This window comes from Paractinoplanes ferrugineus (assembly GCF_016862195.1).
Lineage (GTDB): Bacteria > Actinomycetota > Actinomycetes > Mycobacteriales > Micromonosporaceae > Actinoplanes > Actinoplanes ferrugineus.
In genome coordinates this window covers 1-15,917 of record NZ_BOMM01000091.1, presented here as the reverse complement: position 1 = coordinate 15,917, position 15,917 = coordinate 1, and the positions used below count along the sequence as shown (strand labels likewise).

The 15,917-nt window shown below is 72.9% G+C and carries 12 protein-coding genes and 1 pseudogene; 7 read left to right on the top strand and 6 right to left on the bottom strand.

The window, feature by feature from the left end:
- Nucleotides 1-42: 42 nt before the first annotated feature.
- Complete coding sequence (locus Afe05nite_RS41855) at nucleotides 43-1,404, top strand: sensor histidine kinase (RefSeq protein WP_239118618.1); 1,362 nt, start codon at nucleotides 43-45, stop codon at nucleotides 1,402-1,404.
- Nucleotides 1,401-2,066, top strand: coding sequence for a response regulator (locus Afe05nite_RS41850; protein WP_203822916.1), 666 nt, complete (start codon nucleotides 1,401-1,403; stop codon nucleotides 2,064-2,066). The genes Afe05nite_RS41855 and Afe05nite_RS41850 overlap by 4 nt, the downstream gene beginning before the upstream one ends.
- Nucleotides 2,067-2,087: 21 nt before the next feature.
- Here Afe05nite_RS41850 and Afe05nite_RS41845 read toward each other — a convergent pair whose 3' ends face one another.
- Nucleotides 2,088-2,843 (bottom strand): hypothetical protein, encoded by a 756-nt coding sequence (locus tag Afe05nite_RS41845; protein ID WP_203822915.1) that lies wholly within the window; start codon nucleotides 2,841-2,843, stop codon nucleotides 2,088-2,090.
- 167 nt (nucleotides 2,844-3,010) lie between these two features.
- Between Afe05nite_RS41845 and Afe05nite_RS41840 the strand changes: the two genes are divergently transcribed.
- On the top strand, nucleotides 3,011-3,538 hold the full coding sequence (locus Afe05nite_RS41840) for a peptidase M23 (RefSeq protein WP_203822914.1): 528 nt from the start codon (nucleotides 3,011-3,013) through the stop codon (nucleotides 3,536-3,538).
- A 136-nt stretch (nucleotides 3,539-3,674) separates the two neighbouring features.
- Nucleotides 3,675-5,369 carry a PIG-L family deacetylase gene (locus Afe05nite_RS41835; protein WP_203822913.1) on the top strand — a complete coding sequence of 565 codons (1,695 nt, stop codon included), beginning with the start codon at nucleotides 3,675-3,677 and terminating at the stop codon, nucleotides 5,367-5,369.
- Nucleotides 5,370-5,437: 68 nt separating this feature from the next.
- Here the strand turns inward: Afe05nite_RS41835 and Afe05nite_RS41830 are convergent, their stop codons facing one another.
- Entirely contained in the window at nucleotides 5,438-5,659 is a 222-nt protein-coding gene (locus Afe05nite_RS41830; protein ID WP_203822912.1) for a hypothetical protein, read from the bottom strand.
- Nucleotides 5,660-5,773: 114 nt separating this feature from the next.
- Nucleotides 5,774-8,218 (bottom strand): phosphoenolpyruvate synthase, encoded by a 2,445-nt coding sequence (locus Afe05nite_RS41825; RefSeq protein WP_203822911.1) that lies wholly within the window; start codon nucleotides 8,216-8,218, stop codon nucleotides 5,774-5,776.
- 199 nt (nucleotides 8,219-8,417) lie between these two features.
- On the opposite strand from Afe05nite_RS41825, the gene Afe05nite_RS41820 reads away from it, so the two are divergent.
- Together Afe05nite_RS41820 and Afe05nite_RS41815 are read left to right on the top strand one after the other, a co-directional pair.
- Nucleotides 8,418-12,227, top strand: coding sequence for a Pls/PosA family non-ribosomal peptide synthetase (locus Afe05nite_RS41820; protein WP_203822910.1), 3,810 nt, complete (start codon nucleotides 8,418-8,420; stop codon nucleotides 12,225-12,227).
- Complete coding sequence (locus tag Afe05nite_RS41815; protein WP_203822909.1) at nucleotides 12,224-13,510, top strand: M1 family metallopeptidase; 1,287 nt, start codon at nucleotides 12,224-12,226, stop codon at nucleotides 13,508-13,510. The genes Afe05nite_RS41820 and Afe05nite_RS41815 overlap by 4 nt, the downstream gene beginning before the upstream one ends.
- Here Afe05nite_RS41815 and Afe05nite_RS41810 read toward each other — a convergent pair.
- Nucleotides 13,490-14,323, bottom strand: coding sequence for a patatin-like phospholipase family protein (locus Afe05nite_RS41810; protein WP_203822908.1), 834 nt, complete (start codon nucleotides 14,321-14,323; stop codon nucleotides 13,490-13,492). The genes Afe05nite_RS41815 and Afe05nite_RS41810 overlap by 21 nt on opposite strands.
- A gap of 85 nt (nucleotides 14,324-14,408) precedes the next feature.
- Nucleotides 14,409-14,840 (bottom strand): ATP-binding protein, encoded by a 432-nt coding sequence (locus tag Afe05nite_RS41805; protein ID WP_239118617.1) that lies wholly within the window; start codon nucleotides 14,838-14,840, stop codon nucleotides 14,409-14,411.
- A gap of 127 nt (nucleotides 14,841-14,967) precedes the next feature.
- On the opposite strand from Afe05nite_RS41805, the gene Afe05nite_RS41800 reads away from it, so the two are divergent.
- On the top strand, nucleotides 14,968-15,291 hold the full coding sequence (locus Afe05nite_RS41800) for an STAS domain-containing protein (RefSeq protein WP_203822907.1): 324 nt from the start codon (nucleotides 14,968-14,970) through the stop codon (nucleotides 15,289-15,291).
- Nucleotides 15,292-15,541: 250 nt separating this feature from the next.
- On the opposite strand, the pseudogene Afe05nite_RS41795 reads toward Afe05nite_RS41800, so the two are convergent.
- A pseudogene (locus Afe05nite_RS41795) lies at nucleotides 15,542-15,917 on the bottom strand (glycogen debranching enzyme); the annotation flags it as partial.

Genomic DNA, 15,917 nt, shown 5'->3' with positions numbered 1-15,917 from the left:
GCGATGGATGCGGGCGACTTCGCCGTCCGTACACAATGAGCCGTGACCTTCCTCGCCCGAGTGATGCGCCGCTCCGGGCCTCAGCCGCGCCTGACCCGGCGCAACTGGGCCTTCGACGTGCTGCTCGTCGCGGTGTTCGGGGCGGCGGCGCTGAGCGGCACCGACATCACCGACCACCTGTTCGACACCGCCGGCGACGCCTACGCTCCGGCCCCGCTCGCCCCCGGGCCGGAGCTGCCCGACCGACCCGACCGACCCGACCTCGGGCCGGGCACGGGGCCGGACGGGTGGGGAGACCCGGTCCCGCCGCCCGCGGTCGGTCCGGAGTCGATCGACCCGCAGCCCGTGTTCCCGACGGCTCGGCGGACATTCCCGCGCGAGTCACGGGGGCCGGGGTGGATCGCGCTCGCCGTGATGGTGCCGCTGCTGGTGCGGCGCCGGTTCCCGCTGGCCACGCTCGGCGTCATCGTCGGCCTCACGGCACTGTCGCTGCGCGGCGAGGCCCCGGGCACCGACATCCTGCGGGTGTCGTTCTACGCCTGTGTGATCGCCGGGTACACCGCCGCCGCGTACAGTCCCTATCGGTTGTGGGCGTTGGTCGCGCTGCCGCCGGCGGCGCTGCTCTACAGCTCATTCCCGGACCTCGCGGTGCCGATCGTGCCGGTCGGCTGGGTGCCGTTCCTGGTGCTGCTGCCGATCGGGCTGGCCGTCAACGGCATGCGCACCTGGCGCCAGCGAGCCGACCGGCTGCGCCGCGAACGCGCCGACGCGATGCGTGAGGCGACCCGGCAGGAGCGCGCCCGCATCGCCCGCGAGCTGCACGACATCGTCACCCACAACGTGTCGATGATGGTCATCCAGGCCGGTGCCGCCCGCAAGGTCCTCGACAACTCGCCGGAGGCGGCCCGCGACGCCCTGCTCGCCGTCGAGGAGGGCGGCCGGGCGGCCCTCGGCGAGCTCCGCGGGGTGATGGGCCTGTTGGCCGCGGCCGAGGATGACGACCTCGATCCGCAGCCCGGTCTGGCCCAGCTGACCCCGCTTGTCGACCGGGTCCGCGACGCCGGCGTGGACGTCACCGTCACCACCCGCGGCGAGCGGGTCCCACTGGCGGCCGGCCTGGAACTCGCCGCCTACCGCGTGGTGCAGGAGGCCCTCACCAACACGGTCAAGCACGCCGCCGGGGCCAGCGCCACGGTCGACGTGGCGTACTCGCCGGCGGAACTGCGCATCACCGTCACCGACACCGGCGGTGCGCCGACCCCGGAGGCCGCCACCTCCACCGGCCGCGGTCTGGCCGGCCTGCGCGAGAGGCTCGCCGTCTACGGTGGCACCTTGCAGGCCGCCGCCCGGCTCACCGGCGGCTACCGGGTGCGGGCCCACCTTCCGCTGGAGCCGGCCCGATGAGCCCGCTCGAACCGCTTCGCGTGGTGATCGCCGACGACCAGGCGCTGGTGCGCGCCGGTTTCCGGATGATCCTGACGGCCGATGGCATGGACGTGGTCGCCGAGGCCGAGGACGGCGCCGCGGCGATCGACGCGGTCCGGCGCACCGCCCCCGACGTGGTGCTGATGGACATCCGCATGCCGAACGTGGACGGCATCGAGGCCGCCCGCCGCATCCTGGCCGGCGACGACCCGCCCCGCGTCATCATGCTCACCACGTTCGACCTGGACAACTACGTCTACTCGGCGCTCGGGCTGGGGGCCAGCGGCTTCCTGCTCAAGGACGTCACCCCCGAATATCTGGTGGCCGCGGTCCGGATCGTCCGCGACGGGGACGCCCTGCTCGCCCCGAGCATCACCCGCCGCCTGGTCGAACGCTTCACCACACCGGGGCCGCCGGACTCGCCGCTGCACCGCGACCTCGCCACCCTGACCCCGCGGGAACGCGAGGTCCTGACACTTGTCGCGCAGGGCCTGAGCAACGTCGAGGTCGCCGGTCGCCTCTTCCTGTCGGAGGCGACGGTGAAGACACACGTCGCCCGCATCCTGGCCAAACTCGGCCTCCGCGACCGGGTGCAGGCGGTGGTCGTGGCCTACGAGACCCGGCTGGTCACCCCGGGCTGACCGGCCGGGTCCGCGGCCCGGTCAGCCCGGATGGGCCCGGAGCCGGCGGGACTTCGGCTGGAACGGGCTGGCGTTGGCGACCCGGCCGGCCTCCGCCGGGTCGTCCCGGCGGTTGCGGGCGGACCGCGCCTCGGCCTGGGCGCTCCCGGTCGGGGCGCCGCCGGTCTGGGGGCTGCCGGTCTGGGGGCTGCTCGTCTGGGGGCTGCCGGTCCGGGGGCTGCCGGTCGGCTCGGGGGCGATGGCGAACAATGCCTGCCAGTCGCCGATCGCCGGCCGGTGGATCCGCCGGCCCATCGGGTCGATCCAGGTCGGACGCCGCCCCCGGGTGAGGGCGTACCGCACCGCGTCGGCGACCTGGCCGCGGGCCCCCGGCAGCCAGACCACCAGCAGTTCGTCGGCGGCGTCGATCAGCGCGTGGTGGCAGGCGGTCAGGGTGCGGGGCTGCGGCGTCGCCCCGTACACCAGCGGCGCCCGGCTCGCCTGACCGACCAGCCGGATCCATTCCGCGCGGTCGGCGTCCGGCCAGTCGTCCGCCTGCCGCAGGTACGGCAGGTGGAGTCGCAGGTCGACGTGCGCGCGCCGGACCGCGTCGGCCCACCACAGGCCGGGACCGCGGGTCATCCCGGACAGGCCGCAGGTCATGCCGTGGGTGTCCCGCAACCGGAGCGCGGCCTGCAGCAGTTCGCGGTGCACCCACCGCCTCGCCGGCGGCTCGAGAAGATAGGCGGGATGCCCGATCAGCGCGACCGTGGGCCAGGTCTGCAACGGCGCCCCCATGTTGACCACCTTCACTGTCCGTCGCTGTCGAGTCATCCTCTGATACGGAACTCGACGCCCAACGGATCACACCCATCGACCACCGCCGACCGTTTTCATGATTCCGGGCGGGGCGGCCGGGCCGGTAACGTTCCGCGGACCCCCACCCCCGGAAGGTACGTAGCTTCGTGCGCGCGTTTTTCGTCATCGTCGCCGCCGCCCTGGTCGGCTTCATCATCAGTCCACTTCTCAAAGCCGACGCGGCCACCTGCACCGCCACCCCCGCCGCCCAGGCGTCCCACCCGGCCGAGAAGAAGTGGAGCGACGAACAACTCGCCAACGCGCGCGTCATCGTCACCGTCGGCAACCAGCGGCGGGTGTCCAGCCAGGGCCAGGTGATCGCGATCGCCACCGCCCTGCAGGAGTCCCGGCTGCGCAACCTGCGGGGCGGCGACCGGGACTCGATCGGCCTGTTCCAGCAGCGCCCGAGCCAGGGCTGGGGCACGCCCAAGCAGCTCACCGACCCGACCTATCAGACCCAGAAGTTCTACGACAAGCTGCTGCGCACCCGTGGCTGGCAGAAGATGCGGGTCACCGAGGCCGCCCAGGCCGTGCAGGTGTCGGCCTTCCCCGAGGCCTACCAGAAGCACGTGCCCGCCGCCACCGACCTCGTCGAGTCCCTGGGCGGCACCCCGGCCGCGTGCCCGGCCACCTGAGTCCCGCACCCCGGCCATCTGATCGGCAGCCATCTGATCGGCGCGCGTCGATGGATGTTCCACCGATGGCGATCGGGCCGGGCATGCGGCGAGGGTGACATCGAGGAGCGGTCGCGCCTCGGACGGGAGGGTCGTCGTGCGAACCCTGGTCGCTGTCATGGTGCTCATCGCCGCGGTGCTGTTCGGGGCGTCGCCGGCGGCCGCGGCCGACTCCTGCGCGCGGAACCGGTCGCTCAACCTCCCCGCCCACCAGGACGACGACCTACTGTTCATGAACCCCGACATCCAGGAGGACATGGACCAGGGACGCTGCGTGCTGACCACGTTCCTGACCTCGGGTGACGCCGGGCGGGGCGGTGACTACTGGACGGAACGCGAGCGCGGGTCGCACGCCGCCTACGCCCAGATGGCCGGCGTGCCCGACCAGTGGAACCGCGGCACCGTCACGATCAACGGCCATGCGCTCGTCTACGACGAACTGGCCGGGCGGCCCGACATCGCGCTCATCTTCCTGCGCCTTCCGGACGGCGGGCGCGGGGCGGGCTATCCGGCCACCGGCAACGAGAGCCTGCAGGAACTGTGGACGGGGACCGGCTCGACGATCCACCCGCTGGACGGCTCCACCGCGTACACGAAGACGGGTTTGACCGACACCTTGACGCACATCATGCACGACTTCCAGCCGAACGTGGTGCGCACGCACGACTATGTCGGCAAATACGGCGACGGCGACCACAGCGACCACCACTCGGCCGGATACTTCGCGCTCGCCGCCCACAAGCAGTACTTCTCGACGCCGCACCAGGTCCACGCCCTGATGGCCTATCCGAGCTCGAACCAGCCCGAAAATCTCACCGCCCAGCAGCGCAACCGCAAGCTCGACACCTTCCTGACGTACGCGGCGCATGACGACTACGTGTGCCAGACCGCCTCCGCGTGCCTGGGCGGCAACTACGCGCCGTGGTTCGCCCGCCGGCACAGTACGGGCTCCGAGACCGGCGGCCGGCAGAACGTCGCACGCGTCGGCACCGTCACCGCTTCCTCGCAGAACACCTCGACCGGCCAGCAGGTCACGAAGGCGGCCGACGACTGGGTGGCCGGCTCCCCGATCGACGCCACCAAGGAGTGGGCCACCACGGGCGGCAAGGCCGGCAGCTGGATCCATCTGAGCTGGCCGACCCCGCACACCCTCGAGTCGGTGGTGCTCTACGACCGGCCCAACAGCAACGACCGCGTCACCGGCGGGACGCTCTATTTCAGCGACGCCGCACCCGTGTCGGTGGGTGCGCTGCCCAACAACGGTTCCGCGCTGGTCGTCAACTTCTCGCCGCGCCGATCGACAAGCCTGCGGTTCACCGTCACCGGCGTCTCGTCGGCCACCCAGAACGTCGGCCTCGCCGAGATGCAGGCCTATTCGGCGAACCTCGCCGCGCAGGCCTTCACCTCGGTCTCCAGCGAGAACACCGGCACCCAGCAGCAGGGTTTCAAGGTCTCGGACGGCTACCCGACCGGCTCACCCTCGGCGCCGACCCGCGAATGGGCCACGGTCGGCGGCAAGGCGGGCAGCTGGCTGAAGCTCCTCTGGAACTCACCGCGCACGATGACCCGAGTCGTGCTCCACGACCGGCCCAATTCCAGCGACCAGATCACCGGCGCCGAGCTGACCTTCGACAACGGCGACGCCGTCACGGTGCCGGCCCTGGCCAACAACGGCGCCGGGGTGACGATCACGTTCCCCGCTCACACCGCGAGCACCATGCAGCTGACCATCACGTCGGTCAGCTCGACGACCCAGAACGTCGGGCTGGCCGAGATCCAGGTCGAACCCTGACCGGGTGACGGCCCCCGGAGACACCGAAGGCCGCCCCCGTCATCGACGAGGGGCGGCCGGCCGGACGATCAGAGGTGCTGGGTCTCGGTCGTCGAGGAGTGCAGCTCGGCGGTCGTACCGGTGACGAACTTGCCGGTGCGGGCGCTGCGGTGCACCTCGTGGTCGCCGTCCTTGTCCTCGCCGCCCACGTGCTCACGGGTCGTCGACTCCGGCGAACGCTCCGCCGTGGAATCCTTGACGAACCGGCCGCTGCGGGCGCTGCGGTTGACGTCGTGCTCCTGGCCGGCCATGAGGGCTCCTCTCCTGACTACTGCAAACCTGACTGGCCCCCTTTGTGCCCGCCGCAGCCGATCCGAAACTCGCGCCGTCCGCTTCCACAGTGGCCGGCGGCCCACGGCGCAGAGCTAGGACAGGATCTCGACGTAGCCGGCGGTGCCGTGCACGCGGATCCGGCTGCCGTCGGGGATCAGCGTGGTGGCGCCGGGGACGCCGACCACCGCGGGCAGGCCGTACTCGCGGGCGATCACGGCACCGTGGGTCATCTGGCCGCCCACCTCGGTCACCAGGCCGGTGATGGCGACGAACAGCGGCGACCAGCTCGGGTCGGTGAAGGCGGTGACCAGGATGTCACCGGCCTCCAGGTCGGCTTCGGCCATGTCCCGGATCACCCGCGCGCGGCCCTCCACGGTGCCGGCCGAGACCGGGACCCCGACCAGGGCGCCGTCCGGTGCGCCGGCCCGCCGGTGAGTGCCCTCGATGGCCTCACCCTCCGAGGTCAGCACGCGGGGCGGCTTGAGGGCCTGATGTGCCCGGAACTCCTCGCGGCGCTGCCGGATCAGCCGATCGTCGAACCCACCCGTGCGCAGTTCGTCGAACGTCAGGAAGTAGATGTCCTCGCGGTCGCCGAGCGCCCCCGCCTCGACCAGCCGGTCGGCCTCGGCCAGCAGGGCCAGCTTGTAGACGAGGTAGCGGCTGACGATGTTGTACTTCGGGTACTCGCGGTAGCCGATGAAGGCGCGGAGCCGGTCGATCATCCGGTCGGTCTCGTCGGCCTTGGCCGCGCCGTCCGGGAGCGCCCGCAACCGGTCCAGCAGCTCGGCCCGCTTCGCCTCGGCCTGCCGGCGACCCTGCTCGAAGCGCCGGTGGCCGGCTCCGGGCTCGAACAGCTTGATGTTGTCGAGGATCAGCGGCACCAGCGTCTCGGGGCGTTCGCTCCAGCGGGGGCGGGTCAGGTCGATCTCGCCGGCGCAGCGCATGCCGTACCTGTCGAGGTAGGCCCGCAGGGCGTCGATCTCGTGCAGCGAGCCGTTGCGCAGGGCGGCCAGCAGGTGCGGGTGGGGGCGGATCGCGTCGGCCACGTCGAGCAGGGCCAGGCCCATCTCGGAGGTGACGTTGCCGGGGGCCGACAGGGTCAGGATGTCCGCGGCGTTCCGCTCGCCCAGCCACTGTTCGAGGTGGTCGTTGAGCCACCAGGTGGCGCCCATGCCGGCCATGATCGCCTGCATGCTCAGCGGGTCGGTGAGCAGTTTCTTGTGTTCCTCGAAGGCGGCGAGCAGGAAGTCGAACAGCTCGGCCCCCGCCTTGCCGGCGATGTCACGCTTCAGCGTCGCGAGGGACGCCTCGGCCCGGGAGACGAGCTCGGACACGATCGCCGGATCAGGGTCGACCGGCGCGGCGGGTGGGGCGAGCGGAGCGGCGGGGGCGGCGGGCGGTTCGGGCAGGAAACCGTCGCGGGCGAGGAGCGTGTCCAGCGCGTCGCGGAACAGCGGATCGCCGCGGCCCACCATCTCCAGGAAAGCGGCACGGGCCGGCGAGGTCAGCATCTTCGTCGAGTCGACGAACAGCCGGCCACCCGCCACCTGGAACTCCGTCATCGCGGTCAGCTGCCAGACCGACAGGCCGAGCGGCTTCATCGCGTCGGTCATCATCTGCTGGTGGCCGGTGGAGAGCCAGACGTGGTTCGCGCCGTCGCTGGTCTCCGGGACCGGGAACAGGGTGGTGATCGGCCGGCTCTGCACGACCTGGAAGCCGTCGTCGCCCAGGCACCACTCGATGTCCTGCGGGCGGCCGAAACGCGCCTCGATCCGGCGGCCCAGCCGCACCAGGTCGACGACCTGCCGGTCGGTCAGGGCCGGGCGCGCCCCGGCGATCAGCCGGGAGACGACCGCGCCGTCGCGGACCCGGAAGTTGTCCGGGTTGACCAGTCCGGCGACGAGGTCCTCGCCGAGGCCGGGGACGGCGTCCACGGTGGCCACCTTGCGGTTGCCGGTGATCGGGTCGGCGGTGAACAGCACGCCGGACGACCGCGCGTCGACCATCCGCTGCACGACCACGGCCATGCCGACCCGGCGGTGGTCGACGTCGTTGCGCCGGCGGTAGAGCACGGCCCGTTCGGTGAACAGCGAGGCCCAGCAGCGGCGGATGTGCTCGAGGATCGCCGGTACGCCGCGGACGCCCAGGTAGGTGTCCTGCTGGCCGGCGAAGGAGGCGGTCGGCATGTCCTCGGCGGTGGCGCTGGACCGTACGGCATAAGGCTCCTGCGCGCCGTGCCGGACCACCGCCTCGGTGACCGCCGCGGCCAGCTCGGCCGGGATCTCGGCGGCTTCGACGGCCTGCCTGATCTCCGCGCTCAGCGCGGCCACCGCCTCGCGGTCGGCCGGCCCGAGGCGCGCCAGCCGATCGAGCTGATCGCCGGGCACCGGTGGAAAGGCGGCGGTGGTCACGCAGAAACCGGCGGGCACGCGCACGCCCTCGATCCGGGTCAGCTCGCCCAGATTGGCGCCCTTGCCGCCGACGGCCGCGACGTCCGCGGCACCCACCTCGCGCAGATCCAGCACCGGCCCGGTCATCGCGCCTCCTCCCCCACCGCGATCAGGTCGTCCTCGGCGACCGACACCGGCCGCGGCAGCAGCTGTGTCAGTCGACACCAATTCGACATGGAGCGGTGCTTCCTTGTTTCGCTGACGTAACTTGGAATGCTGCCCCGGGCGGCGTCTGCGTCATGCCCCTGGCGACGTTGACCCGTGAAATAGGGATGGTGCACGCCCGGTGACCGTGACGACTGATCCGCAACTGATCGATCTTCCCGTGGACACCGAGGCACCCGCCTTGTTCCTCTCCCCGCCCGCCGCTGCCCGCCGCACGCTCGTCGATGTCCTCGACGCGACGGTGCGGGCCCACCCGGCGGCCCGCGCGATCGACACCGGGGCCACCCACCTGACCTACCGGGAGCTGGCCGACCAGATCGAGGCGCTGCGCACGCGGCTGGCCGGGCTCGGCGTCGGGGTCGGCGACCGGGTCGGGGTGCGGGTCTCCTCCGGTACGGCGGAACTCTACCTGACGATCCTCGCTGTGCTGGCCGCCGGTGCGGCGTACGTGCCGGTCGACGCGGACGATCCGGCCGAGCGCGCCGAGCTGGTCTTCGCCGAGGCGGACGTGGCCGTGGTCATCGGCGACGGGCTGAGCGTGACGCAACGGCGTACGCCCGGCGGCCGCCCCGGACGGCCGGGCCCGGACGACGACGCCTGGATCATCTTCACCTCCGGTTCCACCGGCACCCCGAAGGGGGTGGCCGTCTCGCACGGCTCGGCGGCCGCGTTCGTCGACGCCGAGGCGCAGCTGTTCCTGGCCGGCGAGGAGAACCCGCTCGGCCCGCACGACCGCGTCCTGGCCGGGCTGTCGGTGGCGTTCGACGCCTCCTGCGAGGAGATGTGGCTGGCCTGGCGGCACGGCTCGTGCCTGGTGCCGGCCGCGCGCTCGCTCGTGCGCAGCGGCGTCGACCTCGGCCCGTGGCTGGCCGAGCAGCGCATCACGGTCGTGTCGACGGTGCCGACGCTGGCCGCGTTGTGGCCGGTCGAGGCGCTCGACGACGTCCGCCTGCTGATCTTCGGCGGCGAGGCCTGCCCGCCCGAGCTGGCCGAACGCCTGGCCGTCGAGGGACGCGAGGTCTGGAACACGTACGGCCCGACCGAGGCGACCGTGGTCGCCTGCGCCGCCCGGATGACCGGGGAGGGACCGGTGCGCATCGGCCTGCCGCTGGCCGGCTGGGACCTGGCCGTGGTCGACCCGGCCGGTGCGCCGGTCGCGATGGGCGCCACCGGCGAGCTGGTGATCGGCGGGGTGGGCCTGGCCCGCTACCTCGACGCCGCCAAGGACGCCGAGAAGTTCGCCCCGCTGCCGTCGCTCGGCTGGGAGCGGGCCTACCGCAGCGGGGACATCGTGCGCGCCGAGCCCGCCGGGCTGGTGTTCCTGGGCCGCGGCGACGAGCAGGTCAAGCTGGGCGGGCGGCGGATCGAACTGGGCGAGGTGGACGCCGCCCTGCAGGCCCTGCCCGAGGTCGCCGGCGCGGCCGCCGCGGTGAAGCGGACCGCGGCCGGCAACCAGCTGCTGGTCGGCTACGTGGTGCCCCGCCCGGGTTTCGACGCCGCCGTCGCGATGGCGCGCATCCGCGAACAGCTGCCGGCCGCGCTGGTGCCGCTGCTGGCCGAGGTGGAGGCACTGCCGACACGTACGTCCGGCAAGGTCGACCGGGCCGCGCTGCCCTGGCCCCTGGCCTCCGGCGGGGCGCACGACGAGCTGACCCCGACGCAGGAGTGGCTCGCCACCGGCTGGGCGCAGATCCTCGGCGTACGCCCGACCGCGCCGGACGCCGACTTCTTCAGCAACGGCGGCAGCAGCCTCGGCGCGGCGCAGCTGGTCGCGTGGATCCGGCAGGCCCACCCGCAGGTGTCGGTGGCCGGCGTCTATCAGAACCCGCGGCTGGACCAGATGGCGGCGGCGATCGACGCGCTGGACGCGACCGCGACCGTCCGCCGCGAGGTACGGCCCACCCCGCTGCCGACCGGGCTGTTCCAGGCCCTGCTCATGGTGCCGATGCTCGCCCTTGTCGGGCTGCGCTGGCTGATCGTTCTCGCCGCGCTGGTGAACGTCGTCTCGCCGCGGATCTCCTGGTGGTGGATCGCGGCCGGCTGGGTGGTGCTGTTCAGCCCGCCCGGCCGGATCGGGATGGCGGCGGCCGGGGCCCGGTTGCTGCTGCGCGGCGTACGCCCGGGGAGCTACCCCCGGGGCGGCGGTGTCCACCTGCGGTTGTGGGCGGCCGAGCGGCTGGCCGAGCTGACCGGCGCGACCGGGGTGGCCGGGGCGGGCTGGATGATCACCTATGCCAAGGCGCTCGGCGCGAACATCGGCCCCGACGTCGACCTGCACTCCGCGCCGCCGGTCACCGGCCTGCTCAAACTCGGCCGGGGCGCGGCGGTCGAGCCCGAGGTCGACCTGTCCGGTTACTGGATCGACGGCGACGTCGTGCGGATCGGCAAGGTGCGGATCGGCGCGGGCAGCCGGGTCGGCTCCCGCAGCACGCTGATGCCCGGCGCCCGGGTGGGCAAGGGCGCCGACATCGCCGCGGGGTCGACCGTCACCGGTGCCGTGCCGGCCAACCGGCGCTGGGCCGGCTCCCCCGCCGCGCCCGCCGCCAAGGGCGCGACGCCCTGGCCGGCCGTGCGCCCGGCGGGCCGGTCCCGGCTGTGGGTGGCCCTCTACAGCCTGACCGCCCAGTTGCTGAGCCTGCTGCCGGTGGTGGCGGTGCTCCCGGCCCTGGCCCTGCTGTCGGTCTCGCTCTATCTCGTGCCGGTCGCGGCGGCCGCCTACTTCCTGACCTACGCCCTGCTCGTGCTGGTCGCCGTGCGGCTGCTCGGGGTGGGCATCAAAGCCGGCTACCACCCCGTCCGCGGGCGGGTGGCGTGGCAGGTCTGGACGACCGAGCGCCTGATGGGGATGGCCCGCTCGGCCCTGTTCCCGATGTACGCGAGCCTGTTCACCCCGGTGTGGCTGCGGCTGCTGGGGGCCAAGGTGGGCCGCAACGTGGAGGCGTCCACGGTGCTGGCCCTGCCCGCGATGACCACCGTCGAGGACGGCGCGTTCCTGGCCGACGACACCATGGTCGCCAGCTACGAGCTGAGCCACGGCTGGCTGCGGGTGGCCCCGGCCCGCATCGGCAAGCAGGCGTTCCTCGGCAACTCCGGGATGGCCGCGCCGGGCCGGTCGGTGCCCAAGCGGGGCCTGGTCGGCGTGCTCTCGTCGGCGCCGCGCAAGGCCAAGAAGGGCTCGTCGTGGCTGGGTGCGCCGCCGATGCCGCTGCGCCGCACGGTCGAGTCGGGGGACAGCAGCCGCACCTACGACCCGCCGCTGCGGCTCAAGCTGGCCCGGACCGCGATCGAGCTGTGCCGTATCGTGCCGGTGATGCTCGCCGGCGCGCTCGCGGTCCTCGTGCTGGCCGCCCTCGACGCGGTCTGGCGGGTCGCCGGTGTCGGGGTGGCCGCGCTCGCCGCCGGCCCGGTGCTGCTGGTCGCCTCGATCATCGCCGCGGTACTCGCCACCGCCGCGAAATGGCTGCTGGTGGGTCGTTTCCGGGTCACCGAGCACGCCCTGTGGACGTCGTTCGTGTGGCGCAACGAACTCGCCGACACGTTCGTCGAGGCACTTGCCGCGCCGTGGCTGTTCCGCTTCGCCACCGGCACTCCGCTGCTGAACGTGTGGCTGCGCGCGCTCGGCGCGAAGATCGGCCGGGGGGCCTGGCTGGAGACGTTCTGGCTGCCCGAGTACGACCTGGTGCGGCTGGGCCCGGGCGCCACCGTCAACCGGGGCTGCGTCGTGCAGACCCACCTGTTCCATGATCGGATCATGAGCATGGACGAGGTCACTCTGGGCGCGGGCGCCACGCTCGGCCCGCACGGAATCGTGCTGCCCGGCGCGAGCATCGGCGCGCGCACGACTGTGGGACCGGGTTCGCTGGTCACCCGCGGTGACGCCGTGCCCGCGGACAGCCGCTGGCTGGGCAACCCGATCGCGAACTGGGTATGACCGACCCGTACCTACCGAAGAGCGGGAACGGCGGGTACCGGGCGCTGCACTACGAGCTGGAGCTCGACTATCGGGTCATCACCAACCGGCTCGCCGGCAAGGCGGTCATCACGTCACGGGCGGTGCAGCCCCTGGCGCGGTTCGCCCTCGACCTCGGCCGGTTCCGGGTCGCCGACGTGCGGGTGGACGGACGGCGGGCGACCTTCACCCACCGGGCCGGGAAACTCCGGATCAAACCCGAGAAACCGATTGGGCACGGCACGATCTTCCAGACCGAGATCCGGTACGCGGGTACGCCGGTGCCCGTCTCCGGGCGCTGGGGCGACATCGGCTGGGACGAGCTCACCGACGGCGCCCTGGTGGCCAGCCAGCCGAACGGGGCGCCGTCCTGGTTCCCGTGCAACGACCGGCCCGCCGACAAGGCGAGCTTCCTGGTCTCGCTGACGGTGGCGGCGCCGTACACCGCGCTGGTCACCGGCGACCTGATCTCGCGGCGCCGCGACACCTGGGTCTACGAACGCAACGAGCCCACCTCCCCGTACCTGATGAGCGTGCAGATCGGCCGCTACGAGCTGGTCGAGCTGGCCACCGGCGGGGTGCCGCAGTGGGCCGCGGTGCCGCACCGGCTGCGGCCGATCCTCGGCCACGACCTCGGCCGGCACGGCGAGATCATGACGGCGATGGAGGCCCTCTTCGGGCCCTATCCGTTCCGGGAGTACGTGGTGGTGGTCGCCGACGACGACCTCGACGACCCGATCGAGGCGCAGGGCATGGCCGTCTTCGGCCGCAACCACCTCGACGGCCGGCGCACCCACGAGCGGCTGGTCGCCCACGAACTGGCGCACCAGTGGTTCGGCAACAGCCTGACGGTCGCCGACTGGCGGCACATCTGGCTGAACGAGGGCTTCGCCACGTACGCCGAATGGTTGTGGTCCGCGGTGTCCGGCGGCCCGTCGGCGGACGCCCTGGCCACCGAATGGCACGCCCGGCTGGCCCGGCAGCGGGCCGACGTGATCATTTCCGACCCGGGGGTGGGCCGGATGTTCGACCCGCTGGTCTACAAGCGCGGCGCGCTGACCCTGCACGCCCTGCGCACCAGGATCGGCGACGCGGCGTTCTTCGCCCTGCTGCGCTCGTGGGCGGCCGAGCACGAACACGGCACGGTGACCACCGACGAGTTCCGCGCGCACGCCCGCCGCTTCGCCCGCGTGCCGATCGACGACCTGCTCACCGCGTGGCTGGACCGCACCGAGCTGCCCGCCCTACCGATCTTCGGGCTCTGACCGCGCCCCGCGCCAGGCCGCACCCACCCGCTCGGCTTCGTCCTTGGCCTGGGCGTGGCCGGCGCGGGCGGCCGCCGCGCGGTGCGCCGGGTCGAGCACGTTGCGCCCGAACGCCTGCCGGGCCGCCTTGTCCGGCCGCACCAGCACCGCACCGGCCGGCGGACTCGTCCGGGCCCCGAAACTCGCGGTGACCGGCGCGAGGATCACCACCCGGTCGTGCCCGGCGGCCAGGTCGGCGTTGACCGGCGAGCGCACCCCACCGTCGACGAAGCGCCGCCCGCCGATGCTGACCGGCGGCCACACCCCCGGAACCGCGCAGCTGGCCCCCACCGCGTCGACCAGCTCGACGCCCTGCTCCCGGTCGAAGACCACGAACTCCCCGGTCCGGGCGTCGACGGCGGTGATGAGCAGCTCGCGCTCCGGCCACTGCTCCTGGTCCAGGCGGGCGGCGATCACTTTCCGGCGTTCCTGTTCCGGCACGGTGCGCGCGGCGAGCGCGATGGCCCCGACCCGCGCCCTGGCCCGCTGCTGGTCCCGCCGGCCGACCATCGCCAGCCCCCAGCGCAGCAGCGTCACCGGGCTGAGCCGAGCCGGGATCTCCGTGCCGGGCGGACCGAGCTGACTCGCGTACATCTCCCGCGGATCGAGCCCACCGGCCACCAGAGCCCCGACCACCGATCCGGCCGACGTGCCGATGACGACATCGGCGCCGGTCAGGTCGACGCCGGCCTCGGCCAGTCCGGCCAGCATCCCGATCTCCCAGGCGACGCCGGTGACGCCACCCCCACCAAGCACGAGCGCGCGTCCGGCCATACCGCACGCTAGCCCGTCCGGCCTGCCTCGCCAACTCCTACAGCCTGTAGGTGTATCGTCGTCCCGCCCGAGCGTTCCTCGGCGTTCAACTGCCGGAGAGGGAGAACATGGCCCACACGTGCTTGCCTCCGTCGGTGGCATACCAGCCGACCTCCTGGGCGAGCCGTTCGGTCAGCTGCAGGCCCAGCCCGCCCGCGCCGGGCGCCCGCCGCTCGACCGTCGGGGCACTGCGCGGATCGTTGTCGAGAACGTCGAGGACCAGGTGACCGTCGGAGCGCAGCAACGCGACCACGGTCGGCGGCCGGCTGTGCCGCAGGGCGTTGCCGGCCAGCTCGGTCGCCACGATAACCAGCCGTTCCGCGAGGTCCTCGGTGTCGGCGGCCACGAAGTCGGCCCGGTCGGCCACCGCCCGCAGCAGGGCGGCCCGCAAACTCTGCAACCCGGGCGGCTCGTCGATGGTCCAGGCCGCGATGTGCTCGTCGACCGGCGGCGGGCGCCACACCTTCCACACCGTCATGCCCTCAATGGTGCCCGGCGGCCGCCGCTTCATTCATTCCTTCTTTGTCACCTGGCAGACCGTTTGGCGAGCGGTGCGAGTGGGTACCGCGCTTCGATCGAGCGGCCGCGAACACCCGGAGAATGCGATGTCCTTTGAATATCGGATCGAACGAGACGCCGACCGGGTCACCGTCGTGCCCGAGGGCGACATCAGCCTCGAGACGGTCGACGTTCTCCGCGAGGTGCTGCGCAACGTGCTGCAGAGCCAGAACGTCACCCACCTCGACCTCGACATGAGCTCCGTGACGTTCCTCGACTCCAGCGGCATCGGCGTACTCGTCGCCGCACACCGCGCCGCAGCCGCCCGCGGCACCACGTTACGGCTGCGCGAGCCCACCGCGATGGTCCGCATGACCCTCGAGATCACCCACCTCGACGGCATCCTGATCAGCGACTCCCCCGTCAGCTGACCTTCGCTCCCCGCAGGCCGCGGCCCCCGCCCGGCCCGTGCCTTGCGCCAGCCGCCAGCCGCGCCCGCCAGCCGTGCCCGCCGGGGGCGGCGGCGCGACTATCTTCGTCCGCCACCGCCACCGCCGGCGTTCGCTTTGCCGCGGCGCCGTCTCCCCCGCGCCGTTCCGCCCAGCCGCGCCGTTCCGCCCAGCCGCGCCGTTCCGCCCAGCCGCACCGTTCCGCCCAGCCGCACCGTTCCGCCTTTCGCGGTCAGTAGCGGCGGCGTAGGACGGTCAGGCTGTGTGCGGCCAGGGTCATGCCCTGCTGAGCCTTGACGTTCGAGCCGGCCGCGGCCAGCAGCGGGTCGGCGGTGTCGACGGCGATCTCCCACATCTGGCCGAAAGCCGGGTCGGGCAGCGCGAACTCCTCCTGTTCCGGTGACGGGTTGAACAGCAGCAGGAACGAGTCGTCGGCGATCCGATCGCCGAGGGCGTCACGCTCGTGGATGGCCTCCCCGTTCAGGAAAACGACTATCGACCGGGCGCACTCGGTGCGCCAGTCGTCATCCGTCATCGGCTCGCCGTCACGCCGCAGCCACGCGATGCCGGGCAGCCCCGATTCCCCGGCCGGTTCGCCGGTGAAGAAG

What these genes read in the sequence shown, in the direction of transcription:
- Afe05nite_RS41800 (WP_203822907.1), top strand. Translation starts at nt 14,968, where the DNA reads ATGTCCTTTGAATATCGGATCGAACGAGACGCCGACCGGGTCACCGTC.
- Afe05nite_RS41825 (WP_203822911.1), bottom strand. Translation starts at nt 8,218, where the DNA reads ATGACCGGGCCGGTGCTGGATCTGCGCGAGGTGGGTGCCGCGGACGTC.
- Afe05nite_RS41850 (WP_203822916.1), top strand. Translation starts at nt 1,401, where the DNA reads ATGAGCCCGCTCGAACCGCTTCGCGTGGTGATCGCCGACGACCAGGCG.
- Afe05nite_RS41815 (WP_203822909.1), top strand. Translation starts at nt 12,224, where the DNA reads ATGACCGACCCGTACCTACCGAAGAGCGGGAACGGCGGGTACCGGGCG.
- Afe05nite_RS41845 (WP_203822915.1), bottom strand. Translation starts at nt 2,843, where the DNA reads ATGGGGGCGCCGTTGCAGACCTGGCCCACGGTCGCGCTGATCGGGCAT.
- Afe05nite_RS41830 (WP_203822912.1), bottom strand. Translation starts at nt 5,659, where the DNA reads ATGGCCGGCCAGGAGCACGACGTCAACCGCAGCGCCCGCAGCGGCCGG.
- Afe05nite_RS41805 (WP_239118617.1), bottom strand. Translation starts at nt 14,840, where the DNA reads ATGACGGTGTGGAAGGTGTGGCGCCCGCCGCCGGTCGACGAGCACATC.
- Afe05nite_RS41810 (WP_203822908.1), bottom strand. Translation starts at nt 14,323, where the DNA reads ATGGCCGGACGCGCGCTCGTGCTTGGTGGGGGTGGCGTCACCGGCGTC.